This is a genomic window from Moorella humiferrea, assembly GCF_039233145.1.
Lineage (GTDB): Bacteria > Bacillota > DSM-521 > Neomoorellales > Neomoorellaceae > Neomoorella > Neomoorella humiferrea.
The window spans coordinates 1,923,295-1,950,049 of the sequence record NZ_CP136419.1; the positions used below are offsets into that span (position 1 = coordinate 1,923,295).

General features: G+C 53.5%; 26 protein-coding genes and 1 riboswitch. Of the genes, 1 reads left to right on the forward strand and 25 read right to left on the reverse strand.

Translation table 11 applies throughout. The features are described from left to right. Positions 1–137 precede the first annotated feature (137 nt). The 23 genes from malQ to MHFGQ_RS10175 all read right to left on the reverse strand — a co-directional run bounded on the left by malQ (position 138) and on the right by MHFGQ_RS10175 (position 25,717). Positions 138–2,183: a 4-alpha-glucanotransferase gene (gene malQ, locus MHFGQ_RS10070; RefSeq protein ID WP_106006440.1), complete on the reverse strand. Its 2,046-nt coding sequence runs from the start codon at positions 2,181–2,183 to the stop codon at positions 138–140. Between the two features lie 53 nt (positions 2,184–2,236). Further along, positions 2,237–2,665: a Fur family transcriptional regulator gene (locus MHFGQ_RS10075; protein ID WP_106006439.1), complete on the reverse strand. Its 429-nt coding sequence runs from the start codon at positions 2,663–2,665 to the stop codon at positions 2,237–2,239. Beyond that, complete coding sequence (locus MHFGQ_RS10080) at positions 2,656–3,465, reverse strand: metal ABC transporter permease (protein WP_245907911.1); 810 nt, start codon at positions 3,463–3,465, stop codon at positions 2,656–2,658. Before MHFGQ_RS10080 ends, MHFGQ_RS10075 begins: the two co-directional genes overlap by 10 nt. Continuing rightward, positions 3,452–4,213, reverse strand: coding sequence for a metal ABC transporter ATP-binding protein (locus MHFGQ_RS10085; RefSeq protein WP_106006438.1), 762 nt, complete (start codon positions 4,211–4,213; stop codon positions 3,452–3,454). Before MHFGQ_RS10085 ends, MHFGQ_RS10080 begins: the two co-directional genes overlap by 14 nt. 14 nt (positions 4,214–4,227) lie before the next feature. Then, positions 4,228–5,127, reverse strand: a complete 900-nt coding sequence (locus MHFGQ_RS10090) for a metal ABC transporter solute-binding protein, Zn/Mn family (protein ID WP_106006437.1) — start codon at positions 5,125–5,127, stop codon at positions 4,228–4,230. A gap of 80 nt (positions 5,128–5,207) precedes the next feature. After that, positions 5,208–5,627: a Fur family transcriptional regulator gene (locus MHFGQ_RS10095; RefSeq protein ID WP_106006436.1), complete on the reverse strand. Its 420-nt coding sequence runs from the start codon at positions 5,625–5,627 to the stop codon at positions 5,208–5,210. A 3-nt stretch (positions 5,628–5,630) separates the two neighbouring features. Continuing rightward, entirely contained in the window at positions 5,631–6,008 is a 378-nt protein-coding gene (locus MHFGQ_RS10100; RefSeq protein ID WP_106006435.1) for an iron-sulfur cluster assembly scaffold protein, read from the reverse strand. 172 nt (positions 6,009–6,180) lie between these two features. Beyond that, positions 6,181–7,269, reverse strand: coding sequence for a radical SAM/SPASM domain-containing protein (locus MHFGQ_RS10105; RefSeq protein ID WP_106006434.1), 1,089 nt, complete (start codon positions 7,267–7,269; stop codon positions 6,181–6,183). 70 nt (positions 7,270–7,339) lie between these two features. After that, entirely contained in the window at positions 7,340–8,182 is an 843-nt protein-coding gene (locus MHFGQ_RS10110) for an MBL fold metallo-hydrolase (protein ID WP_106006433.1), read from the reverse strand. Positions 8,183–8,201: 19 nt separating this feature from the next. After that, complete coding sequence (locus MHFGQ_RS14000; RefSeq protein ID WP_106006432.1) at positions 8,202–8,426, reverse strand: FmdB family zinc ribbon protein; 225 nt, start codon at positions 8,424–8,426, stop codon at positions 8,202–8,204. A 461-nt stretch (positions 8,427–8,887) separates the two neighbouring features. Further along, on the reverse strand, positions 8,888–9,679 hold the full coding sequence (locus MHFGQ_RS10115) for an ABC transporter permease (RefSeq protein WP_106006431.1): 792 nt from the start codon (positions 9,677–9,679) through the stop codon (positions 8,888–8,890). Between the two features lie 26 nt (positions 9,680–9,705). Then, complete coding sequence (gene modA / locus MHFGQ_RS10120; protein WP_170066404.1) at positions 9,706–10,509, reverse strand: molybdate ABC transporter substrate-binding protein; 804 nt, start codon at positions 10,507–10,509, stop codon at positions 9,706–9,708. Positions 10,510–10,528: 19 nt separating this feature from the next. Next, positions 10,529–11,257: a Rossmann-like domain-containing protein gene (locus tag MHFGQ_RS10125; RefSeq protein ID WP_106006429.1), complete on the reverse strand. Its 729-nt coding sequence runs from the start codon at positions 11,255–11,257 to the stop codon at positions 10,529–10,531. A gap of 89 nt (positions 11,258–11,346) precedes the next feature. After that, a riboswitch (molybdenum cofactor riboswitch) is annotated at positions 11,347–11,484 on the reverse strand. 93 nt (positions 11,485–11,577) lie between these two features. Further along, positions 11,578–12,501, reverse strand: a complete 924-nt coding sequence (locus tag MHFGQ_RS10130; protein ID WP_106004945.1) for a methylenetetrahydrofolate reductase — start codon at positions 12,499–12,501, stop codon at positions 11,578–11,580. Continuing rightward, the gene (locus MHFGQ_RS10135) at positions 12,498–13,169 is read right to left on the reverse strand and encodes a methylenetetrahydrofolate reductase C-terminal domain-containing protein (RefSeq protein ID WP_106004946.1); all 672 of its coding nucleotides are present in this window, start codon (positions 13,167–13,169) and stop codon (positions 12,498–12,500) included. The genes MHFGQ_RS10130 and MHFGQ_RS10135 overlap by 4 nt, the downstream gene beginning before the upstream one ends. After that, complete coding sequence (locus tag MHFGQ_RS10140; RefSeq protein WP_245907810.1) at positions 13,166–13,645, reverse strand: hydrogenase iron-sulfur subunit; 480 nt, start codon at positions 13,643–13,645, stop codon at positions 13,166–13,168. Before MHFGQ_RS10140 ends, MHFGQ_RS10135 begins: the two co-directional genes overlap by 4 nt. Positions 13,646–13,648: 3 nt before the next feature. Beyond that, the gene (locus MHFGQ_RS10145; RefSeq protein ID WP_106004947.1) at positions 13,649–18,112 is read right to left on the reverse strand and encodes an FAD-dependent oxidoreductase; all 4,464 of its coding nucleotides are present in this window, start codon (positions 18,110–18,112) and stop codon (positions 13,649–13,651) included. Positions 18,113–18,145: 33 nt separating this feature from the next. After that, positions 18,146–19,009, reverse strand: a complete 864-nt coding sequence (locus MHFGQ_RS10150; RefSeq protein WP_106004948.1) for a CoB--CoM heterodisulfide reductase iron-sulfur subunit B family protein — start codon at positions 19,007–19,009, stop codon at positions 18,146–18,148. Beyond that, a complete protein-coding gene (locus MHFGQ_RS10155) occupies positions 19,006–19,560 on the reverse strand; it encodes a 4Fe-4S dicluster domain-containing protein (RefSeq protein ID WP_106004949.1) in 555 nt (184 codons plus the stop codon). Before MHFGQ_RS10155 ends, MHFGQ_RS10150 begins: the two co-directional genes overlap by 4 nt. Positions 19,561–19,667: 107 nt before the next feature. Next, positions 19,668–20,876: an NAD(P)/FAD-dependent oxidoreductase gene (locus MHFGQ_RS10160; RefSeq protein ID WP_106005566.1), complete on the reverse strand. Its 1,209-nt coding sequence runs from the start codon at positions 20,874–20,876 to the stop codon at positions 19,668–19,670. Positions 20,877–20,897: 21 nt separating this feature from the next. Then, positions 20,898–24,131: an FAD-dependent oxidoreductase gene (locus MHFGQ_RS10165; protein ID WP_170066287.1), complete on the reverse strand. Its 3,234-nt coding sequence runs from the start codon at positions 24,129–24,131 to the stop codon at positions 20,898–20,900. Continuing rightward, complete coding sequence (locus tag MHFGQ_RS10170; protein WP_106005567.1) at positions 24,128–25,360, reverse strand: (Fe-S)-binding protein; 1,233 nt, start codon at positions 25,358–25,360, stop codon at positions 24,128–24,130. The genes MHFGQ_RS10165 and MHFGQ_RS10170 overlap by 4 nt, the downstream gene beginning before the upstream one ends. A 36-nt stretch (positions 25,361–25,396) precedes the next feature. Further along, the gene (locus tag MHFGQ_RS10175; RefSeq protein ID WP_106005568.1) at positions 25,397–25,717 is read right to left on the reverse strand and encodes a MerR family transcriptional regulator; all 321 of its coding nucleotides are present in this window, start codon (positions 25,715–25,717) and stop codon (positions 25,397–25,399) included. 220 nt (positions 25,718–25,937) lie between these two features. On the opposite strand from MHFGQ_RS10175, the gene MHFGQ_RS10180 reads away from it, so the two are divergent. After that, entirely contained in the window at positions 25,938–26,333 is a 396-nt protein-coding gene (locus tag MHFGQ_RS10180; protein ID WP_106005569.1) for a MerR family transcriptional regulator, read from the forward strand. A 66-nt stretch (positions 26,334–26,399) separates the two neighbouring features. On the opposite strand, the gene MHFGQ_RS10185 is transcribed toward MHFGQ_RS10180, so the two are convergent. Continuing rightward, complete coding sequence (locus tag MHFGQ_RS10185; protein ID WP_245907843.1) at positions 26,400–26,522, reverse strand: hypothetical protein; 123 nt, start codon at positions 26,520–26,522, stop codon at positions 26,400–26,402. Further along, a complete protein-coding gene (locus MHFGQ_RS10190) occupies positions 26,519–26,725 on the reverse strand; it encodes a hypothetical protein (protein ID WP_106005570.1) in 207 nt (68 codons plus the stop codon). Before MHFGQ_RS10190 ends, MHFGQ_RS10185 begins: the two co-directional genes overlap by 4 nt. Positions 26,726–26,755 lie beyond the last annotated feature (30 nt).

Genomic DNA, 26,755 nt, shown 5'->3' on the forward strand with positions numbered 1-26,755 from the left:
TCCTTTTCTCCCATCTAGAAAATAAAAATAACCACTTCAGGCGCCCCTTCTGGGGCACATACCCTCCGTGGTTACATCTTACAACCTCCATGGTTGTTAAATATTTTATTCGCCATGCAAAGCTAAAATCCTGCCGCTTAATCCCCATCCCGCAGGCGGTTGACTTCTTTAAGCAGGGACACTATTTGCGACATCCCGCTGAATTCCTCCAGGCTGTAGCGCGTTTTCCGCCGCCAGTTGGGGTAACGGTTTCCCGTACCCGGGACATTCTGGGGCTCTCTTTCCAACCATAGATCCTCAAGGTTGACGAGAAGAAGCTTCGCCCGGCTTGCGGCTAGATAGGCTAGGCAACCACGTAAAAGGCTGCCGGCCTCCGTCGTGGCTACTGACAAAAAACCTTGATGATACAGGAAAAGGGGGAGAGCCGCCTTTAGACGGCCGCCTTGCCTTAGCTTATTCCGCCAAAAAGAAGCAAAGGGCGGCATGTCGTGGGTATTCAGGCCGGCCAAACACCCGGCACGCACCGGTGCCAGGGCCCGGCTCGGCTTTCCGGTGTATTCGGTGGCCAGGATATACATGCGGTTGACCTTGTACCGCTCCATGGCACGGCGGACGTAACCCGGCACCGTACCCAGGTCTTCACCGACAAGTAATGCTTTATGGCGCCGGGATTCTAAGGCCAAAATTGCGTAAAATTCCTCGGCGTGATAGCGAACGTAAACTCCTTCCGCGGCTGTAAGCCCTTTCGGTATCCAAAAAAGGTGGTGCAAACCCATGACGTGATCCAGGCGCAAAATACCTGCATGGCGCAGGTGATGGCGCAGGCAGGCTATATAATAGCGGTAGCCGTCTTCCCGTATTCCTTCCGGGTGCAGGGGAGGAAATCCCCAGTCTTGTCCCTCGCGAAAAAAAGCATCGGGCGGCGCCCCGCTGCTGGCCGCCAGGCAAAAATTCCGGCGGTAGCGCCAGACGTCGTATCCCTCGCGGTGGACTCCCAGGGGCAAATCGAGATACAAATTGCCTTTGGCCAGGGATTGGAGCTGGCGATGGGCCTGCCATTGGACATATAAATGATACGCCGCGACTTCCCGATCATAATCGCCCTCTTTTAGAAAACCGTCCCGCATTCGTGCCGGCCACGCCGTCCAGCCGGCACGCCTTTTTTCCACGGCGGCCCGGAACCGGGCGTAATCTAGAACTTCCCTTTTGCCGGCCACCCAGGTGGCTAATTCCGCCTGTCCTTTTACGTTACTGTTATAAAATTCACGGGCACAGATTGCAAAGACTTTTCTCTTGAGAGCCATTACCCGTCGATAATCGACAAAAGATGTTTTCCGTAAAAAAGCCGCTTCGTCCTGGAATTCCTTCGAGTTTAAGAAATCCCGGGCCTCTCGGGATTTCTGCACTTCTTCCAGCTGAGAAACGTCCAAATAAAACTCATTCCAAAAAAGGCGGCTTACGGGCTGATAGGGACTGGGCTCCATGGGTTCATCCAGAAAAGCAGCCAGGAAGGGTAAAGAGGCGACAAAACTGCCGCCCAGCCGTTCCACCCAATTAGAAAAGGCCTCCAGGTCCCCGAAATCACCGGATCCCAGGCTGCGCTGCGAATGAAGGGCATATAGGGGCACAAAGCAGCCCCATATTTTTTCCCGGCCTTTCGGCAGGTTCCATGCCTGAAAAGGGGCGGAAATCAGCATTACCTCTTTATCGTCCCCGGCAAAACTTAAAGACAAGCGGTGATAGCCCCAGGGTAATTTTATAGGCAGCCGCAACAGCCGGGCTTCATAAACAGCTCCTTCCACCACGGCCGCCCGGGTTAGGGGGAGGGAAGAGGGTACAATGCTATACCGCCACAACCCGCCTCCTTCTAAATGCAGTTTGCATTCCAGGCGGCTAGCAATCTTTGCCGCAGGCAGGCGGAGTTCTAAGCAGGGACTACTACCGGACCAAACCACGGTTACCGGCTCACAAAATTTACGCCAGCGCTCCTGACGTCGCTCACGCACGGCCCTTAAGACGTCGGCCATATTAGCCACCGGCGCTCCCAGGGCCTGTAAAACCGCCAGCAACGTTTCCGGTTCAGCCGTCTGGAGGTTACCCTCACCATCGCGATAGGCGGGCTCTACGCCATATAGGCAGCAGAGTTGGTACAAAAGATGCAATTCTTTTTCGCGTCTAACCATCAATTATTACCTGCCAGGCGATGTTATTAAATATAATTTTCCCCTTCCCAAGGTTATTCAATTTTTCTTTTTCCCTCCCGGCACTTCGCGCACAAGCCGTAAACTTCAAAACAATGTTCCGTCGGCAAGAACCCTTTGCGGTCCAACTCCTGTACTAATTCTTCCATGGGACAAAAGTCAACGGCAAAATAAGCGCCGCACATTTTACACACGGCGTGATGATGGTGTCCTTCCTCCCGCCGCAGTTCGTATAAATCGGCACCTGTCTGGGAAGAAACGCGGCATAAAAGCCCTTTTTCGAGCAATAGATCTATGTTGCGGTAAACGGTAGAAAAATTTGTTCCGGGAAGAATTTCAATGACCTTTTGGAACAGATCTTGAGCGCTTAAAAAAGAGCGGGTGTTTTTAAGGACCGCCAGGATGGCCTTTCGCTGGGGAGTTACCCTGAGGTCGTTTTGCCTTAACAGTTCTTCTACATCCACTTTTTTATTACTCCTTTCCCAACCATAACTGCCACCAGCAACCCCGCCGCAATAAGCACAATAGTCCCCCCGGGGGCCAAATCGAAAATAAACGAAGCGTACAGGCCGCAAGTCACCGAAATAAGGGCCGCCAGGATGGCTATAACGAAAGTTTCTTTGAAACTGCGGGCAACCTGCAGGCTCACTGCCGGCGGTATTACCATTAAGGCCGACACCAAAAGGGTCCCCACCACCCTTACCGCCAGGGCGACGGTCAGGGCAGTGAGCAAGGTAAAATAAATGCTCACGGCAGTGACCGGTATTCCCGCCAGGCGCGCCGCCTCTTCGTCAAAGGTAATGGCAAAAAGCTCGCGGTGTAGAAGCGTTACGGATATAAGGATAAATATGCCGGCACCGGCAATGACCGCCACATCCCTTGGGGATACGGCCACCAGGCTGCCGAACAAATATGAAAAGAGATCGGCGTTAAAGACCTTTTTTAAGCTGATCATGATCACAGCCAGGGCCATACCGCCGGACATGACTACCGCCAGGGCTACTTCGGCATAGCGAGGAAAGGCCCGGCGGATAAACTCGATGATTAAAGCGGCGCCGGCCGCCGCAAGTAGGGCGCCGTAAAAAGGATAAAAACCCAAGAGCATCCCTCCGGCGACGCCGGCCAGGCTGGCATGGGCCAGACTGTCACCCACCAGGGATAACCTTCTAAGTACAATAAAGACACCCAGGGTGGCGGCCAGAACGGCGGTAATCATACCGGCTATCAAGGCCCGCTGCATGAAATCAAAGCTAAAGATCCACATAATCATCACCTATACGGTAACCGAGAACGTCGGCGATGTGGTTCTGGTCCACTTCATTTATTTGCTCATGAATGTAGACGTGTCGATCGCGAACACAGCCAATTTTTTGGGCCCTAGTAAAAGCCGCCCCTATATCATGGGTTACGATAACTATCGTCATGCCCCTTTCCCGGTTTAGATGGGCGAGAAGGCGATAAAACTCTTCCCGTGCGGCGGCATCTATGCCGGTGGTAGGCTCGTCAAGGAACAGGGCCGCCGGTTTTTTGGCCAGGGCCCGCGCGAGAAAAACCTTCTGGCGCTGGCCGCCGGAAAGTTCGCCAATGAGGCGACCCGCCAAATCTCTAATACCCACCAATTCCATGGCTTCGTCGATAATATTTTTCCTGGCGCGTCTATCCAAAAACCCTTTCAAGCCCCCGTAATACCCGGAAGCCACTACCTCGGCCACAGTTGCGGGAAAAGAAGCATTGATATCGCCGGCATTCTGTGAAATGTAACCTATCAAGCCCCAATCCCGAAAGTTCCTAATGTCCCTGCCAAATAGCCTTACTTCCCCGCTTTTGGGCCTAAGAAGGCCCACCATTATTTTCAGCAGAGTGGACTTGGCGGCGCCGTTGCGCCCGATAAGGGCAAGAAAATCGCCGCAGTTCACCTTTAGATTGACCCCTTCAAGGACGGGGATGCCGTTATAAGCAAAGGTGACATCGTTCATGCGAACTACTTCTCCACATTCAAGGCAACGGTCCATAATGATTTTCCTTTCTACTCCAGGGCTTTTTTGAGGGCCGCCAGATTTTTTGCCATAATGGAAAAGTAGTCTTCGCTGGCCTCCATCTCTTCCTTAGTCAATCCGCCGATAGGATTTAAAACCAAAGTTCCCGCTCCCGCCTCCCGTGCCAGGGCTTCGGCCAGTTTAGGACTGGCCAGGGTTTCAAAAAAGATATATTTTACGCCTTTGCTGCGGCAAAGGGTTATGAGCTCCGCCATCTGCTGGGCCGACGGTTCCTGCTGGGGTGAAAGCCCGCTGATAGGAATCTGGTTGAGGCCGTAACGCCTGGCAAGATAACCGAAGGCGGCATGGGAGGTTACGATATCTCTTCTAGTAACGGCGTTCAGGGTATCTCGGTACTCACGGTCCAGCATGGCAAATTTTTCGTCCAATTCATGGTAATTTTTTTCATAATAACTTTTATTATCGCCGTCTACCGTCGCCACTGCTTCAAATATCCTCCTGGCTATCTCCCGGGCAAGGAGTGGGTCCAGCCATATGTGGGGGTCATTGTTTTCTATCAGACCTTTGCCCGCTTCCAAGGTCACGACTCCCTTCTCCTGCAGCTGGCCCTCAATTTTCTTTGCCCAGGCATCCATGGGTTCACCTAAAAAAATAAATAATTTCCCGCTGTAAATCGAAGCAATCTGCCGGGGCGAAGGCTCATAATCATGGGGTTCGACACCTGCAGGTTGTAGATTCTCTACCACGGCTCTATCCCCAACTATCTTTTTAGTGAAATCATAAAGGGGATAAAAGGTAGTATAAATTTTTAAGGGGCCGCTTTCCGCCGGCACTAGACCTTCCTTTGCCCGACAACCTGCAATAAAAAAAATGAGGGCGATAACCAGTAATTTTAAGACGATGCCCCGCGATTTGTAACCGACTTTCATTTAACCTCCCGGCCTCCTGCAATCGATTTGCATTTGCATTATAATTATATAACTTTTCTCTTAAAAAATGTCAATGAATTTTATTCGCGGCAGGCCGGGCAGTAACCGAAAAAGATTGTAGAGGTGCTTAGGACTTCAAACCCTTCCTCATTTGTATATTTCCCTAGAGGCTCTTGCGTTCTCTGAAACTCGTAGGTACGACCGCACTTTAAGCAGACAAAGTGGCTGTGGGGGCTTCTATTCATCTCATATCTGGCCGAACCGTTAAGGGTCGGAGCCTTAACAATAATCCCCATCTGGGTAAATAAATCCAATGTCCGATAAACGGTCGCCCTTCCAACCGTCGGGCAGTACCGGCGCGCCGCATGGTAAATGGTTTCTGCCGTAGGGTGTTCCCGGGACAGTTCCATAAAGGCCTTTAGAACCGCCTGCCGCTGGGGGGTTAAACGCCGATCGCTTTCTTGAAATTTTTCCAGGTGTAAAGAGGTAATGACAGGCATTTCCTAACCCCCTTCCTTAAACTTTCTTTGATAATCGCGAATTGCTTCATGCAGGGCGCTGGCTCCCAGGTTGGAACAGTGTAGCTTAACTTCCGGCAGACCGCCAATTGCCGCCGCCACATCGGCGTCGGTAATTTTAAGGCCTTCTTCCAATGTCTTACCTCTGGCCATTTCCGTAAGAATGCTGCTAGTAGCTATGGCCGCCGGGCAACCGTAAACCTGAAATTTAACGTCTGCCAGCCGGTTATCCTTTACTTTTATATAAATACAGAGATAGTCGCCACAGTCAGGGTCGCCTATAGTGCCAATGCCATCCGCATTTTTTATGACGCCTACATTACGCGGGTTTATAAAATGATCGAGAAGCAGTTCGCCGTACATTATCTCTAGCCCCCTGAGAATCAGCTTCAACTTGCTTTTGGACATTTGTTCATTATTATTATATCCGCCTTATGGCCCCATGTCAATAAATATTAAAGGCCTTGACGCCGTAGCCGGCAGCCTCAGTTCGAGCGGCGTTCAAGGCAATCGCAGCGCATTATTTCGTATAGCGCTACAAGCCAAAGAGCTTGTAACAGTTGGTACACGGCGGGGGAGGCACCGGTACTTCCGGATTATCCAGGAGAAAAGGGTTGGTCAGGTCCAGCCGGTAACGAAAGGGCTGTTTAAATTCCCGGGCGGCTTTATTTTTAATCACCCTGGTCAAGCCTTCAGTAATTTTGCCATAATTAAAAGGAGTAAAGGGCGCTTCCTGCCGGCAAAAGTAACGGGGTGCTACACCTTTATAGGGCAGTCCAAGGTAAACACAAGGGGCTACCTCGCCGTGGCTATTGATGAAAATGTGTTTTAAGGGCCAGGCATCGCAGACCATGACGTCAAGATTAAACTGCAGTGGATAAACTCTTAAATTAAGACCCAGACGCCCGGCTTGCTCTTCGGCAGCCTGAACAGCAAAAAGGTAGTCTCCAGGAAGTGCTTCTCCCGGACAAGCAAACACCCTTAACTCTTCCATCTCCGGGGAAAGGGTGAGATCCAGGTTGGTGGCCACCACTTCATCGGCCCCGGCGCTGGCCGCAAGTTCTATGAAGGCCGGGAGTTCAAGTAAATTTTTCCTGGTCATCAGGTAAGAACAGATAATTTTGGGTAAAGGGCTACCTCGCTTTTGTTTGATATCTGCCAGGCGGCTAATATTAGTAAGCAATCGCTTGAGACTGGAGCCGGAACGTAACATAGCATGGGTTACCTGGTTGCCCCCCGCTACAGAAAGGCCCAGGATGTCACTCTGCATTTCCACCAGTCGCTCCAAAATAGCGGTTCCCAGGAGGATGCCGTTGGTAGTGAAGCCTACCCGGCAGCCCTGTTCTTTGGCTAGCTGCATCATATCAAATAGCCGCGGGTGCAAGAGAGGTTCGCCCCAGCCCTGGAAGTAGATCAAACCTACCTGCTGCAAATAAGGGGCGATATAGCGCACGAAAAGTTCCCACGGAAAGTCAGCGCCATACCAGCCGTCTTGCAAAAAGGTGTGGGGACAAAAAGAACATTTAAGCTGGCAGCGGCTGGTGACCTCTAGTTGGAGGACCGGTATTTTCCGCCTTGATGAAAAAAATCTCTGCAGAAAATTTCTGGGGTCTGGCCATTTCATCGGTAATCATATTGCTTCTTTCTTTTAATATGAGCCCTTGTAATATGAGCCTCGCATGTCCTGTATGTAGTTAACAATCGAACCTGAAGGTACGTCCTGCTTCATTGTAAATAAACTTATCTCCCAGGGCCTGGTAGAGGGCGGCACTGGCCCGAAAACCGGTACAGTGGCACGCTACCAGGTACTGGAGACCAAACCGCGGCAGAGTCTTTATCGTCTCCTCTAGCCGCTCCGGGCCGGCGTCCTTTAAGTGGGTACCGCCAATGACGGCGAAGATGCGGCTGGCACCGGTAAGGTCCAGGACGTGCTCCAGGGTACTGATCAAGCCGGAGTGGGCGCAGCCCAGGAGCACCAGCGGCCCTTCCCTGGTAGTGATGATTAAAGACTGGTCGTCCCAGAGGCTGTCCTGGAGGTATTCGCCACCGGCAAGGAGGCGAAATTCCCGGCTTATAGCTTCAAAAGCCTGTCGACGACGGATTTCGCCGGTTAAAAAAATTCCTTCCCCCAGCTCGACGGGTTGCCGGGAGAGGTGAAATACCGCACCGCTTGCCTCTAATTCTGCCCGCGACCAGGGGATACCGATATACCTGGCTTCCTCCCCTTCCCGGAGGCGGTATTTAGCCACGAAGATATCGGGGTGGGCGTATACGGGAAGGGGGCCGGTAATCTCGCAGATCTTTTTCAGGCTTCCGGTATGGTCGTCATGGCCGTGACTCAGGGCAATAGCTGTAATTTCCCGCGGATCGAGACCCAGGCTCAACATGTTCTGGACAACGGCACCCCCGGCCCCGGTATCGAAAAGGATGGTCCTTTTCCCGATTCGTACCAGGAAAGCCAGGCCATGCTCGGCTATCAAGCCCCTGGAGGTGACCGTATTGTCTACCAGGTTGATAATTTCAATGGTTCCGGCCATTCTTATTTACCCTCCCCTTTTAACCGTGGCAGCAACCGCCAGGCGTGCAGCCTTCCGGCCGGGAATCCCTCCCGCAGCACAGCGTTTTCCCGCCGGCCTCCGGGCGGCTTTTTACTATATGCGGCACCGAGAATATCCTCACCAACCTCGTACTGCCGCAGTTAGGACAAATATCCGCATCTTCTCGCTTGTTAAATGTACTTATAGCCCCGCAATCGCTGCATTTGAATTCAAATTCCGGCATTTACTGTTCACCCCCGCTTGACTTTAGTATAAATCTATAAAGAACATACGTCAATATCGCCTTGCAAAAAGGCCCCTCCTTCACAAGAGGGGCCTCCTGTAGAAAATTACCTTAGCTATATAGGCTACGTCTTTTTTGACTACGAAAACGCCTTCCAGGTCAGCCCCTTTTACCGGGGGAATAACAGGAGACGACCCGGTAGCCAGGACGAGCTTGTCATAGGTGATGCTTAATAAATCCAAAAAAGAAAATTGGCAACAGATACCGTTATGGAATTATATACTGCGCCCCATATTACGGCTGAACAGCAAGAAAAAATGGTACGGCTGTTCGATGGCTTAAATGGGATAGCGGCAACAGCATTACATCTGGACGCTGTTCTCGCCACAAGGAATAAAAAGCATTTTGATTTTATCCCTGGAATTATTGTTCACTGTCCTTATTAAAGGCAGTCTTCGACTTTACAGGTCCGGCAGCCTTTCAAAGGGTTTCGCCCCCACCCGCTCAAAAATCGCGAGGGTAATAACCGCGATGAGGATCAGAATAGTTGCTGAGGCCATCAAAGCCTCCATGTCGCCGGTAGCCATATTTAAATAGATAGAAATGGGCAGGGTTTCCGTTTTAAACCTGGTGGCGCCGGCCAGCATGAGCACCGCGCCAAATTCTCCCAGAGCTTTGCCCCAGGTAAGAACCAAACCGGCAAGGATATTATTACGGATTAACGGCAAGGTAACTTTAAAAAAAGCCCCGGCCTGGGAATAACCCAGGGTCCGGGCTACGTATTCCAGACGGATATCCACGTTCTCTATGGCCGCCTTGAGAACGGTAATTAAAGAAGGTAGATTGACAAAAAACTGGGCCAAAATTATCCCCTGGACGGTAAAAACAAAACGCAGGCCTAAGCCGGCCAAGGTTTTGCCGAGGGCGGTAGTCCCAAAAAGGAGGAGAAGGCAAACACCGGAGACAACAGGCGGTAAGGTTAAGGGGATGCGGAGGATATTTACCATTAAGCTCTGACCTGGTAAGTTATAGCGGGCCAAGCAGTAAGCTATAGGTATCGCGACGATCAGACAAGCAGCTGTAGAAATTATTGATGTTAAAAGGCTGAGCCTGATGGCAAAAATAAGCTCCGGCGACGTTAAAGAAAAAGGAATATGGGGAAGCCCCCGAACCAACACGGTCCCCACGGCAACCATGATAAAAAGTAGCACCAGGCAGGTAATAAATATATTAGCTGCTTTAAAAAGTTTCATCCCCGAGCGTTACCCCCTGCTTAACCTTACCTGCTAACCGGTTTGTAGCCCCATTTTTGCCAAATCTGGCAGGCATCCGCCGATGTATAAAATTCGGCTAATTGTTGAGCCAGCTCTTTTTCCTGGGAACATGTTAGCACTGCTACCGGCACGGTTTTAACACATTCCCGTAATTCGGGTATTGCTAATACTTCGATCTTATCTTTTACGCTCCGGGCATTTTCTTCCCAGATAATGGCAGCATCAGCCTGACCGGTACTTAAATACACCACCAGTTCATTTGCCGTCGGCGTCCTGACTACCACATTTTTATTGACTGCTTCTAACAAACCCTTCTCCTTAAGGAGCTGATCGGCCAGCTTGCCAATAGGTAGGGCCTGGGGGTCCCCCAGGGCTACTTTCACTCCCGGACGCCCCAGGTCGGCTAATTTGTGGATGCCAGCAGGATTCCCCTTGGGAACAGCCAGTACCGGCATGTGATAGACGACATCCTTTTCCCAGGCCACCAGGTCTTTTTCTTTAACGGGCTTTAATTCCGCTACATCCCCCGGCAGGTAAACGTCCCCCTGCCCGGTTAATATTATCTGGTTGTTGAGCTGGGCGGCACCGCCAAAGGTATAATTAATCTTTATGCCGGTTTTGGCGTGAAAGGCGGTCCCGATCTCTTCAACCGGATTTTTAAGGCCGGCGCCGCTGTAAACTAAAAGGCTCTGTTCGTCTTTCGCTTTATCTAGCTGTTGCGGCTGGACTTTCGTTTTACTACAGCCACTAAGTGCCAGAACTCCCGCCAACATGAAACCCAATAATATACGTACCAGTCTTACATTCACAGCCATCGTCTCCTATGCTTTAATGTCCAAAGGCACAATACTGCTCATAACCCTCTAGACGGGCAATCCCGCTGATGGTTACCCCATAAAAGACGACGGGTTTTACTCCCATTACCCCGGATAAAGTGTCATTGACGGCCGTGGTGCCGGTGGCTAAAACCAAATCGCTCCAGGCGACTATTTCCGGCGTACGGCTGGCATCTTCTATCAAAACCCCGTCTTTGCGCCGGCCGACATTATCGGGATCGAGATCTGTCACCCGGATGGGGAAATGGGCGGCCAGGGCCGCGATCATGGCCGGCTGCAGGCCGATAAAGGCAATGCGCGGACTGCCGAAACGCTCCCGGACATAATCTACCAGGCGGGCGGCACAGAGTCCCGGTTCCCGGTCGCGGCAGTGAATGGTCCTATCAATTAGCTTTAAATGGCGCATCACGGCGTTCAAGGTGGCGATAAAAACGGCCCTTTCGTAATTGGTGCATAGGGGTATAGCCAAAACTTCCTTGAGAGTCCCCTGGTAGTTGCCGGGCATGTCGGTATACGCTTGGCCGCAAGAACCCAAAAACGTGGCCTGGATCATCGTTTCCTTGCCCTTCAGAAGGGGAAAATCCTGGCGTTCCGGCCGACCGATAGCTTCTTCCGGTGTCAACGGCCTGGCGCTGACAATTTTTACCTCTTCATCGCCGCTGAGGTTCCTCGTTTCTATCATTCGGCGGAATTTTTCCCTTATGCTTTCTAAAAACTGCATTCAAACCTACTCCCTTCCCAGATTATATAAACGCCAAAGTAAAACCCCGCCTCTACTGGGGAGCGGGGTCTTATGGCAAAAATAATGCGCTAATATAGTCACCCCCTCCTTTTCGATACCTGGAAGGCATACCAGTTTCCCGGTATACCCCGTGGACCAAAAGGTCCAGGCCTACCCGCCATGGGATCTTTCCTTTAGGACAGGTTGGCTCGGAGGATAAAGTTATTTGCATACGTTCTTAATGTATTATTCGCGCTAAAAAAACAAATTCCTGCCAGCATGGGCGAAAAAACCCCCGGGATAAACCCGGGGGAGCCGATTTAATCCACTTTGGGGCGGGGGTAGAGGCCGGCTTCCTTGACGATGGTGGGGATGATATCTTCCCACATGACGGCCATGATGTGCACGCCGGCTACACCTTCAATGTTTCTTAGGTGTTTTATCTGTTCAACGCATATCGCCACCCCTTCGGCTTTGGGGTCGGCGGCTTTTTCCATGCGGCTGACGATTTCCTCGGGAACGATCATCCCGGCCACCGACTGCTGCATATACCGGGCGGCTTTGGCGGATTTTAAGGGCATGACGCCGGCGATGATGTAGGCCCTTTTGTGAAGCCCCCTTTCCCTGACCATGGCCATGAACTTCTCGAAACGCTCCATGTCGAAGATGCATTGGGTCTGGATGAAGTCGGCCCCGGCGTTGATTTTCTTTTCCAGCCGTAAGACCCGAAACTCAAAGGGATCGGCGAAGGGGTTGGCAGCGGCGCCTATGAAGAAGCGGGGCTCATTACCTTTCAGCTCTTCCCCGCAGGCGAACTTTTTCTCGTCCCGCAGGTCCTTGACGATTTTGATGAGCTGGATGGAATCTATGTCATGGACGTTTTTGGCCGTTGGGTGGTTGCCAAAGCTTTGGTGGTCGCCCGAGAGGCAGAGGACGTTGCGCATACCTAAACTGTAGGCGCCCAGAAGGTCGCTCTGCAGGGCGATCCTGTTGCGGTCCCGGACCGTCATCTGGATGATGGGTTCGCCCCCGCTTGCAAGGACGTGGACGCCGGCGGCGATGCTGGAAAGGCGCACGATGGCCGTCTGGTTGTCCGTCAAATTCATGGCATCCACGTAGTCTTTAAGGAGGGCGGCATGTTTTTTTATCCCTTCGGGGTTGGCGTGTTTCGGCGGCCCTATTTCCCCGCTCACCACGAAATGCCCCTGGGAAAGGAGTCTTTCCAGTTTGCTTTCCGTCTTCATGCCAGCCTCACATCCTCTCGTACCACTTTGCGGGGACCGCCGTCCCGGGATTTGGACCAATCCTTGGGCGGCTGGATTTCCAGGAGGAGGTCGAGTTTACCGAGGGTCTTCAACCGGTCGTAGATGAGCTGCCAGGCGCAGGGGGTTTCCGGGTTGACCTCGCATTTGCCGTTCTGGGAGCCGCCACAGGGGCCGTTGAGAATGCTTTTGGAGCAGCGGATAACGGGGCAGATCCCCCCGGTTTTATAGAGGATGCACTCGCCGCAGAGGCCGCAGCGTTCTTCCCAGACGCCGTGCTCGATAGTTGCGCCGGCGAACTTGGTGTTTAAGGCCGGCACTACCCATTTAGGGTAGCGTTCGGCCAAAAACTGGACGCCGACGCCGCAGGCCAAAGAGATGATGGCGTCGATGTCGTCGGTTACATATTTAGCCAGCATGTCGACGTACTCCGGGTCGCACTGGCGGGTCAGGGTGACTTCCACCGTTTCCAGGGGATTGCCTTCCTTTTTCCTTAACATCCGCAAAGCAGCGGCTAGAATCCCCGTTTCCTTTTCGCCGCCGGCCAGGCACACGGTCACGCAGCCGCCGCAGCCGACCACCAGTATTTTTTGCGCATCATTGATTAACCCTGCCACTTCGGCCAGGGGTTTAGCCTCGGCGATAATCATTCCCCTTCACCTGCTTTCGTCGAATTTCCTTTATGGCCTTCGCCTTCTTTTGGGGGAGGAGGATAGTTTTTGTTCAACGGGCTAGGGCCGAGTTTCTTAATCCGTTCGGTGAACTCCTGGGCGATTTCCGCAAAGCGCGGGCCCATGGCCGCCGAGAGGTTGTACATCTCCAGGCGTTCGCCGCCGATGCCGATCTCGTCCAGGATTTTTTTGGCTTGCTTAACCCGGCGCTTGGCCCGGTAATTACCTTTCAAGAAATGGCAGTCGCCCTCCATGCAGCCCAGGACGTAGACACCGTCAGCGCCCTTTTCAAAGGCCTCCAGCAGTACCCGCACGTCGGTCTTCCCGGAGCAGGGCATTTCAATCACGCGGATATTGGCCGGGTACTGCAGCCGTAAAGACCCGGCCAGGTCGGCGGCCGAGTAGGCGCAGTAGTAGCAGCAGAAGGCGACGATTTTCGGCTCAAAATCCTGCAAAGGTTACACCTCCCCGAAGAGGCCGGCCACCTTGGCCAGCAGCTGGTCGTCTTTGTAGAACTGGAGCTGGATGGCCTTGGCCGGGCATTCGCCGGCGCAGGTGCCGCAGCCCATGCACTGGACGGCGTCGATTTCGGCCACGCTACGCTCGTTGATGCGCGGTACACTGTAGGGGCAGACCCGGACGCAGGTCAGGCAGGCCGCGCATTTGTTTTCCTCGACCACGGCCACCACGCCGCCCACCATGAGGTTCTCCCGGCTTAAAATGGTGCAGGCCCGGGCCGCCGCCCCTTGGGCCTGGGCTATGGCCTCGGCGGCAAACTTGGGGGCATGGCCGGCCCCGCAGAGGAATATGCCGGCCGAAGGAAAGTCTATGGGCGCAAGCTTGGCGTGGGTCTCGACATAGAACTTATCTTCGTTAAGGGGCAGCTTCAACATGGTGGCCAGTTGTTCTATACCTTGAGGCGCTACGGCACCCGTGGCTAAAACCAGCTGGTCGGGCCAGAGGACCAGGTCTTTGCCGGAATCGGGATCGGTGATGAGCACTTCCAGAAGGCCGATATCCCGGCGCCGTACCTCGGGGGGCTTTTCCGGGTCGTAGTGGATAAAGATGACGCCTTCTTCCCTGGCCCGGCGGTAGTAATCTTCCATGAAGGCATAGGTGCGGATGTCCCGGTAAAGGACGTAAACCGCCGTTTCCGGGCTCCTTTCTTTTATGGCCAGGGCGTTTTTAATGGTCTGGGCGCAGCAGGTGCGGCTGCAGTAGGGTCGCTCTTCATCCCGGGAGCCCACGCACTGGATGAAGACCACCTGTTTGTTTTTGTGTGCCTCCCACTTGCCGGCGGCAAGGCTTTGTTCCAGTTGGGTGTTGGTTAGCACCCGTTCGTCCTGGCCGTAGAGGTAGGATGTGGTTGTTACCTCCCGGCTGCCGGTGGCGACAATCACCACGCCGTGTTCCAGTTTCAGGGTGCGGCGAACATGTTCTTTGCCCGGTTCTGCTACTGAGATGGTGGTGGTAAAATGCCCCTGGTGGCCGCCGAAGTCTTCTATCTTGGCGTTGGTGAACACGGTGATGCGCTTATTTTCCCGGACCCGGGCGATGAGGTCTTTTAACAGGGCCTGGAGGTCGTCGCCTTCTAGTGTTTTCCTTAAATTGCGCACCTGACCTCCCAGCTCATCTTCCCGTTCGACGATGATGGCCTCATACCCCTGGTCGGCGATATTTAATGCCGCCGTGAGCCCTGATATGCCGCCGCCGATGATTAAGGCCTTCTGGACGACGGGCACGGGCTTAAGGTGCAGGGCTTCATGGCGCTTGACCTTGGCCACGGCCATGCGTACCAAATCGATGGCTTTTTCTGTGGCCTTGTCCGGTTCGTTGCGGTGCACCCAGGAACACTGGTCGCGGATGTTGGCCATTTCAAAGTAAAAGGGGTTTAAGCCGGCCTCCTTCAAGGCTTCCCGGAAAAGGGGCTGGTGGGTGCGGATGGTGCAGGAGGCCACTACCACCCGGTTTAAGTTGTATTCGTGGATGGCTTCTTTTATCTTGTTCAAGGTGTCCTGGGAGCAGGTGTAGAGGTTGTCCTCGGCATGGACGACGCCGGGAAGTTTGGCCGCAGCTTCGACTACCGCTTTGACGTCGACGACCCCGGCGATGTTGATGCCGCAGTGGCAGATGAAAACCCCCACCCGCGGTTCTGCGTGACTTACGTCTTTTTCCGGCGGGTACTCTTTGGGTTTAACCAGGGTGTTGCGCCCGGAAGATATTGCGGCCCCGGCCAGGGCGGCGGCGGCGCTGGCGTTGACCACCGTCTCCGGTATGTCCCGGGGGCCTTGAAATACCCCGGCCACATATACGCCCGGCCGGGTGGTCGCCGCCGGCTCCATTGGCAGGGTCCGGGCAAAGCCGTAAGGGTTAAGCTCAATGCCGGCGGCGGCCGCCAGTTTTTCCGCCCCGGCCGGGGGCTTCACCCCTACCGCCAGGACCACCATGTCGAATTCTTCCCGGTTTATCCGGCCGTCGGCGTAGTACTGGATGGTGAGGTTTTTGGTCTTCGGGTCTTCTTCCACCCGGGAGATCATGGCCCGCACGAAACGTACCCCGGCGGCTCTGGCCCCTTCGACGTAACGGTCGAAGTTCTTGCCGTAGGCGCGGATGTCGAGGTAAAAGATGGTCGGCTCGATATTGGCGTCGTGCTCTTTGGCGATAAGGGCTTCTTTGGTGGAATACATGCAGCAGATGGCCGAACAGTAGGGGCTGCCTTCCCCATCAATGTCCCGGGAGCCGACGCACTGGATGAAGGCCACCTTTTTCGGCGGTCTGCCGTCGGACGGCCGCAGTACATGGCTTTCCGTGGGACCGGTGGCGCTAAGGAGGCGCTCAAATTCTAAACTCGTGACTACATTGGCGTAGTAGCCGTAACCGTACTCCCCGGCTAAAGCGGCATCAAACAGCTCGTACCCCGGGGCCAGGACCACGGAGCCGACCTGGAGTTTGATGACCTTCTCTTCCTGCCAGTGCTCGATGGCCTTTTTCTTACAGGCGGTTTCGCACTGGAGGCATTCGGAACAGATGCCGCAGTTTAAGCACCTTTTGGCTTCTTCTATGGCTTCCTCCGGGGTAAAGCCCTGGTAGACTTCGCGGAAATCCCGTATACGTTCGGAGGCCGTGGCCATGGCCTGTTTTTGGCGCCTGCCGGGGAAGGGCACGACATTGGGCGGCGGGTCCAGCCTGGGTTGTTTTTCTTTCTTACGGCCGGCGGCCAGGTCTTTTCCTTCCAGGTAGCGTTTTACGCTTTCGGCGGCTTCGTGGCCGCCGGCTACGGCTTCGACCACCGAGGCGGGACCGCTCACTACATCCCCGCAGGCGAAAATGCCAGGTATAGCTGTGGCCAGGGTTACGGGATCGGCGGCGATTAGCCCCCGGCTGGTAGTTATGCTACCGTCTTCTTTTAAGAAAGAAAGATCGGCGGCTTGGCCGATGGCTAAGATTACGGTGTCGGCGGCTAGAACCGTGGTGACTTCCGGGTTATACTGGGGATTGAAACGGCCTTGTTCGTCGAAGACCCGGGTGCACGCCATGAGCTCTACACTGGTGACCCGGCCGTCTTTCCCCAGGAAGCGTTTGGGTCCTAAGGAGGGATGGATGATGACGCCTTCTTCCAGGGCTTCTTCGACTTCCCAGGGGTGGGCGGGCATCTCTTCCCTCTTTTCCAGGCAGGCCAGGTGGACTTCTGCGGCCCCCAGGCGCCTGGCCGTGCGGGCGACGTCTATGGCTACGTTGCCGCCGCCGATAACTACCACCCTTTTGCCTACTTTAGGCCTGCCGCCCAGGGCCGTTTCCCGTAAGAATGATACGCCGGGTAGTATCCCTCCTAAATCGGCTCCGGCGATATTTAACATGCGGCTCTTTTGCAATCCGGTGGCGATGATGACGGCGTCGTATTCTTTTTTTAGTTCGGCCAGGGTGATGTCTTGGCCGACAGTGATGTTGCCGATAAATTTTACCCCCAGGGCGAGGATGCGTTCCGTTTCCCGCTCTACTACCTCCAGGGGCAGGCGGTACCGGGGTATGCCGGCCCGCAGCATGCCGCCGGGTTTGTCCAGGACGTCGTAGATGGTGACCTGAAATCCTTCCAGGGCCAGGTCCTGGGCGGCGGTAAGACCCGCAGGACCGGCGCCGATGATGGCTACCTTTTCTTCTTTGGCGGGTATATCCGCTTTTTGTTGTTTTTCGCGGGCGGCTTCTTCTTCCCAGCCGTAGTCGTAGGCCGCCCTCTTCAATGTGGCTATGGCGATGGGGTCGTCGTACTGCCCCCGGTTGCATTCAGTCTCACAGGGGTGGTGGCAGATGCGGCCGCAGATCCCGGCAAAGGGCATGCGCCGGTGGATGACTTCTAATGCTTCGGCGAATTTCCCCTGGGAGATCAGGGCTACGTACCCTTGAGCGTTGGTCCCCGCCGGGCAGGCGCTGCGGCAGGGCGGAGTGCCCCTCTTGGTGATGAGGTATTTATTGGGCACCGCCTGGGGAAACATTTTGTGGATGGCTTTCCTGCTGCCCATATTCTGGTTGTATTCGTTGGGGACTGTTACCGGGCAGACCTGTTCGCAGTCGCCGCAGGCCGTGCATTCTTCGCTATTGACGTAGCGGGGGCTTTGGCGCACATAGGCAGTGAAGCTGCCTTTTTCTCCTTCTATTTTTTCTATACTGGCCAGGGTGTGCAGGCGGATGTTGGGATGGGTAAGGGTGTCCGTCATGCGGGGTCCCAGAAGACACATGGCGCATTCGTTGGTGGGAAAGGTCTTGTCCAGCTGGGCCATGCGCCCGCCTAAAGATGAGCTTTCAGTCACCAAGTGTACCAGGTAGCCGGCATTGGCTAGATCAAGGGCTGCTTGCATCCCGGCTATGCCGCCGCCTGCTACCAGTACCGCCCCTGTGGCTTTTTCTTTGTCCTGCTGTGCTTGCATTTTTGCGTCTCACCTTCCTTTCTCCTGGGAAGCTCATGCTAACCCATACTGCCGCAAAAGGGGAAAGGGGTCGATTAGGTGTTTTTTTAGCCAGGGGGTTGGGTCCAGCCCCAGGCTTAGACCGAGGATCTCTGTTATGAAAAAGACAGGCAGCGGTTCTTCATCCTTTGTTTGGCGGCTTTCCAGGTTGGTGTGGCATAAGGGGCAGGCGGTGACTATGGCCTTCGCTCCGGCATACCGTGCGGCTTCTACTATTTTCCCTACCAGTTCTTCTACCAGTTTTGGCTGGGGTATGGAGAGGCTGGCGCCGCAGCATTCGTTTTTATGGCTCCAGCTCACCGCTGTCGCCCCGCATAAGGTTAACAGCCGGTCCATCAGTCGGGGCTGTTCGGGATTGGCTTCAAAGCTGGCTACCTTCGGTGGCCGGGTTAAAAGGCAGCCGTAATATGACGCCAGGGGAATTCCTCCTAATTTTTTAGTGACCTTCCTTTCCAGGGCGGTAAAAACGCCGGGTTCGGCCAGTACCTCGATTACATGCCGTACTTTGATTGTGCCCCGGTACTCTCGCCCCATGATTTCTTTGGCCCTTTGCCCCAGTTCTTTTGCTTCCCGGCTTGCTGTCGCCATAAAGTTTTGGGTGGTCCTTAGGGTGTTGTAACAGGCGGCGCAGGGTACCAACAGGTCGTTGCCGGCGGCTTCGGCCAGTATCAGGTTGTACAGGGGTAGAGCATGGCTTAAATTACTGTCTAGGGAGTGGCCCGAGGTGGCCCCGCAGCAGCTCCAGTCGTTTAGCTCTTCTAGCTCTACCTCCAGGGCTTTAAAGACGCCTTCGGTGGAGGCGGAATATTCGGCCGAGGTGGCGTGCAGGGAACAACCAGGGTAATATGATAGTTTCATCTTCGCTCCTCCTTGGACCCTTCCCACATGGCCCGGAAGCGGCCTTTGTTTTTTATTCCTCCGCTAAATATGGGCAGCTTCCCCCGGCGCAGCATCTTAAAGCCCAGGGGGGCGTCCTGGAGGTAGGTCCTTGTCTTTAGCTTGTACGCTGCCAGCATCCCCAGTTCATGCACCCGTCCCCTGCTTTTTACCGATGCCAGAAAGGCCTGGTGGAAGGCGGCTACTTCCGGCAGGGCCGGTACTGCCCCTCTGGCCAGGGCCCGTTGTTTTAAGGCATCGTTGATGGCGGCGATATCGATGCCGTTGGGACAGCGGGATACGCATGTCCGGCAGGCGGCGCATTGCCAGATGGTTTTGCTTTTTATGAGTTCTTCTTCCAATCCGAGCTGCACATAGCGGACCACTTGATGGGGCATGAGGTCCATGGCCATGGCCACCGGACACCCCGCTGTGCATTTGTGGCACTGGTAGCAGCGGTTAACAATCTGCCCGCTCCCTGCGGCTACTTCCGCCGCCAGCTCCTGAGACGGGATGGTTTGCTGCCCGGCCATCCCCCTTCCTCCTTTCTCTTGCCGAAAAAGAGAGGTACTGCCTTTCGCCGGTACCTCCCTTTTCATTAGCATATTAGCTTCTTTTTTGAAAAAACAAGCTGCCATTTTCAGACCAGGGAGATTTCGTCGAAACGCGTCTGCTGTTTAATAGCACCGGCCATACGGTCCATTATTTCCCTTACCAGGGTAAATGGCTTGCCGTGGACTTGAGCAGCGACAGCCGCTCCTGTTTCTGGGGAATAAATCACCTTAACCGCGATTTCCCCGACCGTCAACATATAAGCCCCGCCTGGTTGCCGATTTTGCAAAAGACCCACGGCACCAAAGGCTTTGTTGCCTATGGCCAGGGAGAATTTATCTATAATCGCTTCCTTCGAACGTTTAAGGTTAAAAAGATTGGCGGCGGCAATGCGGGCTTCGCGGCCCCCTTCTAATGCCAGTCTGACCCCGGTGCCTCCCGGTCCGGGCAAATTTTCCTTAATGGCACAATCACCCACGGCAAAGATATTTTCATCTGTTGTGCGCATATACGCGTCAACAAGAATACCTGCGTATTCATGGGTTGCCAGGCCGGCCGCCCGCGCCAGGGCAGTATTCGGTATTATACCTGTTGCCAGGATCACTGTATCGGCAGGTATTACCTGGCCGTTGGTGAGCTTCACTCCTTCAACCCGTTTATTGCCGTATAATTCTTCCACCCCGGTGGCAGTTATAATATTGATGCCGCGCTGGCGGAGATTATCTTCCATGAGATTACCAATCTCTTCGTCAAAGGCCCACTCCAGAAGACGGGGCCGATGTTCTACCAGAGTAACATTCAGCTGTCTGGTGGCGGAGCATGCCTCGGCAAACTCTATGCCCGTCGACCCGCCGCCTACAATGACCACATCCGTCGCGGAATCTAGATGGACGGAGAGGTTTTGTAAATAAGGGTATTCCTTTTTAAAAGAGAAAACACCATATAAACCGTCATCTTTAAAAGGCGGCGGTTGGGGCAAAGAACCGGTAGCCAGAATTAATTTATCATACTCTATTTCTTCACCACAGGTAGTGACGACACATTTCCCCTTGCGGTCGATGTCCGTCACTTCATCGATTATCAGCTCAATTCCCTCGTCGTAGAGGCGATCGTCCCGTAAGATATTTTCGTGGATGGCACCCCTGGCGCAATTGTAAGTCAGACACCAGGGGATTAATGCCCTGAGCCCCTTGCGCAGCAGACCGATTTTTTTCTCCCCATAATAGCGCCTGGCTGCCATGGCCGCCGTATATCCACAAATACCCCCACCGACAACGAGCACATCGACCTGCTTCATGGCTGCACTCCTTTCTGTTTTTTAACCTAGGCAACCGGCCAAATTCCTGTTATTATCCGGCATTGGTGGAGGCAAACGCCATACCTTTACCGTTTCGGCATCCATTCCAATTTCTCCTAGTATTTTCCGGACGCGACGCCAGGCCTGCTCCTGGCAAAACATGGGCTCAGGCATTGCTTTTCTGCTACCGAAGGCCCTAGCCGGACGGAAATGGCACTGTCCTTCGACGCATCCCGTGAGGATGATTTCCGCAGCCCCGGCCTCAAGGGCCTTCAGCACCTCCAGGGTACCGATCCGGCTTAAACACGGCACCTGGATAACTGACACGTCTTTCTGGCATTCCCATCCAACAGCGTTTTCAAAATTGGCATAAGCACAGTAGCTGCAGGTAAAGACAATGGTAGAAGAATTCGTCCGGTTAGTTTTGGCCAGGGTTTTGATGCCCGCTTCCACTTCTTCATGGGAATATCCGGTAAGGGTAATAGCCCTGGCCGGGCAGGCCGCCACACAAGCGCCGCAGCCCCGGCAAAGCAGGGGGTCAATATAAGAGCGGTGTTCTTGTATTGCCGGAGCGCCGTAGGGACATACGCGCACGCAGGTAAGGCAGGCCGCACAATCTCCTTCTACCCTGGCTACCCTCGCGGGCAGTAATCTTCGTTCCCGCAGCACTAAAGCCGCTGCCTTCACCGCTGCAGCCCGAGCCGAAGCGATTGTTTCTTCCAGGTTTTTCGGGCTTTCTGCCAGGCCGCAGGTGAAAATGCCCGGGACAGCCGTCTCTACCGTCTTTAGTTTGGGGTGTTCGGAAGCAAAGAAACCGTTATCGTCTAAAGAAACATTGTATAATGAAGCCACCTCCCGGCTATCAGCACGCGGTTCCATTCCCGTTGACAATATCAGGAGATCGGCTTCAATGGTGATAACTTCATCCAGGATGGAATCCTTAACCCGAATCTGTACTTTGCCATCCGTTCCCGTATTTAAAGGCGCAACTTCCGGAGGAGTATCGGGATTGTAACGCAAAAACAGGACACCTGCCGCCCGGGCCGCTTCATACCATTGCTCCTGCAAACCATAGGTCATAATATCCCGGTTGATTACGTAAACCTTTACGTCAGGATTCCTTCTTTTAAGTTCCAGGGCGTTTTTTATAGCGGTACCGCAGCAAACCCGGCTGCAATAAGGATGACCGTCGTCGCGGGATTCTACACACTGGATAAAAACAACTTGCTGCAGATTATCTGCTGACAATTTACCGGCCCCAAGGGCTTCTTCCAGTGCCAGACCGGTCATTACCGCCTGATGATTGCCGTATAAGTACTGCCGGGGCTTTTTCTCTTCAGCTCCGATGGCAATGACAGTTACGCCGTGGTCAATAACTTCCCTGGTTTTATCTTCTATTTCTATTTCAGTGGTAAAATTGCCCGGTCCGCCGCTTACAGCCCTTACGCAGGCGTTAAGATGGACACGAATGCGGGGATGCTCCCTTACTTGCCCTATAAGTTCATCCAGATATTCCTTAACATTAACGCCCTGTAAAGTATGGCGCAAGCGCCGGGCATTACCTCCCAGTATTCCTTCCTTTTCTACAAGGTGGACATCACAACCAAGTTCGGCCAGGGTCAAAGCGGCCGTCATGCCCGCCACCCCGCCGCCGACTACTAAAGCGGCGGGTGTTATCGTTTCTTCTTCTACAGTGACTGGAGGTGCTGCCCCAATCATGGCCGCAGCCGTACCCAACAATTCTTTTGCCTTTTGGGTGGCACGGTCTTTGCGTCCATTGTAGAGACGGGCGGCGTGTTCAAGGACATTGACTGTTCGGGCTGCATTGGCCGGTAGCCCGGCCTGTTCCAGGAATGTATTGACCATGGGTTCCAGGGCGCGCGCGCTGCAGGCCGCCAACACCAAACCATTTAAGCGGTGTTCTTTAACGGCCCGCATCAGGTGCTCCTTTCTCCCTTCGTCACATAAGTTTATTTTTTCAACGACAGCCACCCCGGGTAATTTACGGCTGTACTCCTCCAGTTCATGTAAATCCAGACCTGTCGATAAGATGTCGCATGTACAGATAAAGACGCCCATCCGCAAGGCTTCCCCAGTGTCGTTTATCACCGGACAGCTAGTCTTTACCGCTGCAGTCCGGGAAGGAAAACCCGTTTTCTTTAACCAGGAAGCGCAGGCAGCAGCCGCAGCCGAACCCTGGTTGACGGCATCGATTACATCACACGGACCGCCAAAGGCCCCGCCGAAAAAGATTCCTTCCCTTGTGGTAGTCGAAGGATTGAGGGAAGTAAACTGGCAAAAACCATATGGTTCGACAGCAATACCAAAGGCGCCGGCAAGGTCCCGGGCGCCATCGGGCGGCCGCAGGCCTGTTGCCAGAACGGCCAGGTCAAATTCTTCGAAGTTAACCCGACCGTCTTCTTCGACATAGCGGATTAAAAGCCTTGACTCTCCGGGATACTGAACAATGCTGTGAATACGAGAGCGCACAAGTCTTAACCCGTACTTTTTCCGGGCTTTATCAAGATATTCCTGGTAGGTCTTGCCGTAGGTGCGTAAATCCATGTAAAAAATTGTTATTTTAGGTAAGGGTAGATTTGAGGCGACGGCACTTTCATAAAGCATCATGGCTTCCTTTAAAGCATACATGCAGCATACCGCCGAGCAGTAAGGCGCACCACCGGCGGGGTCACGAGAACCGGCGCACTGGATAAAAGCCACCTGCTCCACGGGTGCGTCATCTGGGAAACGACGGGGATAGCCATTGGCTGCCAATTGCCGCTCCAGCTCCAGGCCGGTCAAAACACCGTCGTACCGGCCGTAACCATAACGAACTTTTAAAACCGGAGGCAAATATTCCTCATAACCCGGGCAAAGGATGACGGCTGCAGCTTCGATGACTTCCTCCCGCCCATTCCGGGAAAGGTAAAGATAATAATGGCCGGGCTCGCCGCTGACTTTTTTTACTTCGGCACCGGTTAAAAGTACAATTCTATCTTCACCAGCCAGCCTCAAAAAGTAGGGGGAACGTATACAGAAGAAGCCATCCTGGGGCGTCAAGGCGCAGGCGCTGCAGTCGTTGGTGGGAAAAGTTTTGGGTAGGACTGCCAGCTTACCTCCCGGCCGATCTGCGCGTTCTATTAAGATGACCTTATAATTGAGGCGGGAAAGATCAATGGCCGCCTGCACGCCGGCGATACCAGCCCCAAGGACTGCTACCGGCAGGATGCTTTCTTTGTCCATATCCCTTTTCACTCCTTGTCCCCCCTTATGAGGGCGTCGGCTACCAGCTCGACGATGTTTTTGGCTTTAACATCAAGACGATAATGGCGGCACAAATCATTCAACTGATCTACGCAATTATGGCAGGGCGTGGCGATAATCTTTGCTCCCGTACGCTGGATCTGTTCAACTTTTACCCTGCCTTTGGCCATACGCTCTCCCCCAAATTCGCTTAAAGAAAGGAGGCCGCCCCCGCCGCCGCAGCAGTAATTGTTTTCACGATTGGGCGTCATCTCCCGAAAATCGGTAACGGCCGCCTGCAATACCTGCCGTGGTTCTTCAAAGATCCCTTCTTTGCGGCCTAGGTTACATGGATCGTGATAGGTCACCGGTTCGGTATTGCGCGAGGGATTAAGGCGAAGGCGGCCGTCCTCCAGGTATTCAGCCATAAGCTGGACGATACTCCGCACGCTAAAAGGCAATTTGTGCCCCAGCCACTGTTCGGGTCCCCAGCGAATGGCGCGAAAGGCATGCCCGCATTCGGTCATGATCAGTTCCTGGCACCCGAGGCGTTCCATCTCGTCGGCCAACCGCTGTACCAGCACGGCACCGGCCCGGTCGTCGCCCGAAAAAAGGGCATAGTTGGTGGCGTCCCAGTAATGGCTTGGAAGGGTCCAGCTCTCTCCGGCCACATGGAATACTTTTGCTGCCGCTAAAATGGAAAGAGGAAAAAATTTAGCTTCCCGCGGGTTTATAACGTATAGCACCCGGGCGCCTTTTTTATCAACTGGAATCACCGCTTCCGGACCAAATTCCGCCTGGAGTTCTTCCTGCATCCAGTCCAGGGTATCAAGGTAATCCTCCTGGCTGATCCCCATGTTGTTGCCTGTTTCCAAAGCCAGGTCTACCACTTTCTGCAGGTTTTCGGGAACGCGCCCAATGGCCGCCAGTTCCGAACGCAGGGCCCGGACCAGGTCGCCCATATTTATGCCGGCCGGGCAATAAACCGTGCAACGTCCGCACATGGTACATAACCAGATCATGTCTGAAGCCAGCAATCGTTCTGCCATTCCCATGAGGAGCAGGCGCACCATTTTACGGGGATCTACAGGAGCACCTATGTTACCGGTAGGACAGCCGCCGGTACACACACCGCAGGCCAGACAAGTTTGCAGGCTGGCTGCGCCCAGTATTTGGAATAATTTTGAAGTTAATTCTTGCGATTTAAATTCAAATGTTTTCTCAACAGGTAATGCTGTCATAAGTCACACCCCTGATAATTCAAGGTAACTCTTCACTTAACCTTGATGATGTGGACAATATTTATTCTTCCTTTGCCAGCAGGGGCGTTTTGTTCCCACCGGATCATTTGAGGGGGTACATGTGCACTTGCCATCCTGCCAGCAGGGATACGCGGTGAGATAACGGGGCAAATCAGCCAACCGGTAACGCTTGCTGTCAACAAGATCCTTAATCAGCATTAACCGCTGTAAATCCAGTTCCGAATAGCAACGCCGCCCGTTCTTTCTCTTCGGCATGACCAAACCCTTTTCTTCCCAACGCCGCAAACGTTGAGAAGAAATATCTAAAACCTTTATAACCATACCGATGGGATACACCCGTCTCTTTCGCCCCGCTTTACCTTGTCTTAATTACATCATATTTATTGTTCTTTATTTTGTCAACTAACCTATAATATTTTTTATAACTTTTTTGTTTAGATATAGTTAAATATAGTTTTCACATTAGGCAAAGTGATACTTGATATTATATGTTAAGATAACATAAAATAATTGTAGCAGGTTTTATATACGTTTATTTTTAAATGAGGCGGTTGCAATGGCTGAACAAATGTTATACACCATCAGTGTAGTAGCCGAGTTGCTGGGCATCCAGCCGGGTACCCTGCGCGTCTGGGAAAGGCATAAACTCATCCGGCCTGCACGCAAGAATGGGCGGCGCCTTTACTCCAATAATGACTTAAAAAGGCTACGCTTCATCCAAAAGCTCATCGACAAAGGTTTCAATTTGAATTCCATTAAGCATTACCTGGCCTTTTATCCTTGCTGGCTCTATGAAGACTGCCCGGCCTGCGCCCGTAAAACTGAACGCATAGACTGCGCCAAGCCGTGTTGGAAGGAAGAGGGTACCTACTGCCTGATCTCCTTTGAGGATCCTTCCCTGTGTAAAAATTGCCCCTATAAGAAACAGGAAAAAGGCAAGAACAATGAGTAAAAGTTCCCGATGAAAATAATAACTCCTGGTAACAGTTTACCAGGAGTTCCACTTTGATAAAAAACTTTAGCCCTTCCCGGGGATCAACAATATCCGGTAGCCACCGGCCATCTTTTCCACCTGAACCTGATAACCCCGGTTTCCTGCCAGGCGGGTCACGTTTTCTTTGGAAGTTTCGTTATCGGTCAATACCGTAATACCCTCCTTGTCGACTTGAAGTTACCTGGTGCAATGTACGGATTATCACCCGTACCGTAAAAAAAGATCCAGCAGGCGGTATAGCTGTAGGAGGTGCCTTTCATAACCGGCAACGCTCCATTAAAAAACGCATCTATGCCATCAATGAAGTCTTCACGGCCGCTGATAATCCCGGCCTTGAAAGCCGCCGCCATGGCCGCCCTCTCCAGCTAGTTGCTCCCGCA

Coding starts and splice junctions, on each gene's coding strand:
- MHFGQ_RS10155 (WP_106004949.1), bottom strand. CDS start 19,560: ATGGCCGGGCAGCAAACCATCCCGTCTCAGGAGCTGGCGGCGGAAGTA.
- MHFGQ_RS10180 (WP_106005569.1), top strand. CDS start 25,938: ATGGCTGAACAAATGTTATACACCATCAGTGTAGTAGCCGAGTTGCTG.
- MHFGQ_RS10160 (WP_106005566.1), bottom strand. CDS start 20,876: ATGAAGCAGGTCGATGTGCTCGTTGTCGGTGGGGGTATTTGTGGATAT.
- MHFGQ_RS10080 (WP_245907911.1), bottom strand. CDS start 3,465: ATGTGGATCTTTAGCTTTGATTTCATGCAGCGGGCCTTGATAGCCGGT.
- MHFGQ_RS10125 (WP_106006429.1), bottom strand. CDS start 11,257: ATGCAGTTTTTAGAAAGCATAAGGGAAAAATTCCGCCGAATGATAGAA.
- MHFGQ_RS10100 (WP_106006435.1), bottom strand. CDS start 6,008: ATGTACGGCGAACTGCTTCTCGATCATTTTATAAACCCGCGTAATGTA.
- MHFGQ_RS10145 (WP_106004947.1), bottom strand. CDS start 18,112: ATGCAAGCACAGCAGGACAAAGAAAAAGCCACAGGGGCGGTACTGGTA.
- MHFGQ_RS10085 (WP_106006438.1), bottom strand. CDS start 4,213: ATGGACCGTTGCCTTGAATGTGGAGAAGTAGTTCGCATGAACGATGTC.
- MHFGQ_RS10150 (WP_106004948.1), bottom strand. CDS start 19,009: ATGAAACTATCATATTACCCTGGTTGTTCCCTGCACGCCACCTCGGCC.
- malQ (WP_106006440.1), bottom strand. CDS start 2,183: ATGGTTAGACGCGAAAAAGAATTGCATCTTTTGTACCAACTCTGCTGC.
- MHFGQ_RS10090 (WP_106006437.1), bottom strand. CDS start 5,127: ATGAAAGTCGGTTACAAATCGCGGGGCATCGTCTTAAAATTACTGGTT.
- MHFGQ_RS10115 (WP_106006431.1), bottom strand. CDS start 9,679: ATGAAACTTTTTAAAGCAGCTAATATATTTATTACCTGCCTGGTGCTA.
- MHFGQ_RS10170 (WP_106005567.1), bottom strand. CDS start 25,360: ATGACAGCATTACCTGTTGAGAAAACATTTGAATTTAAATCGCAAGAA.
- MHFGQ_RS10135 (WP_106004946.1), bottom strand. CDS start 13,169: ATGATTATCGCCGAGGCTAAACCCCTGGCCGAAGTGGCAGGGTTAATC.
- MHFGQ_RS10095 (WP_106006436.1), bottom strand. CDS start 5,627: ATGCCTGTCATTACCTCTTTACACCTGGAAAAATTTCAAGAAAGCGAT.
- MHFGQ_RS10105 (WP_106006434.1), bottom strand. CDS start 7,269: ATGAAATGGCCAGACCCCAGAAATTTTCTGCAGAGATTTTTTTCATCA.
- MHFGQ_RS14000 (WP_106006432.1), bottom strand. CDS start 8,426: ATGCCGGAATTTGAATTCAAATGCAGCGATTGCGGGGCTATAAGTACA.
- MHFGQ_RS10190 (WP_106005570.1), bottom strand. CDS start 26,725: ATGGCGGCGGCTTTCAAGGCCGGGATTATCAGCGGCCGTGAAGACTTC.
- MHFGQ_RS10110 (WP_106006433.1), bottom strand. CDS start 8,182: ATGGCCGGAACCATTGAAATTATCAACCTGGTAGACAATACGGTCACC.
- MHFGQ_RS10130 (WP_106004945.1), bottom strand. CDS start 12,501: ATGAAGACGGAAAGCAAACTGGAAAGACTCCTTTCCCAGGGGCATTTC.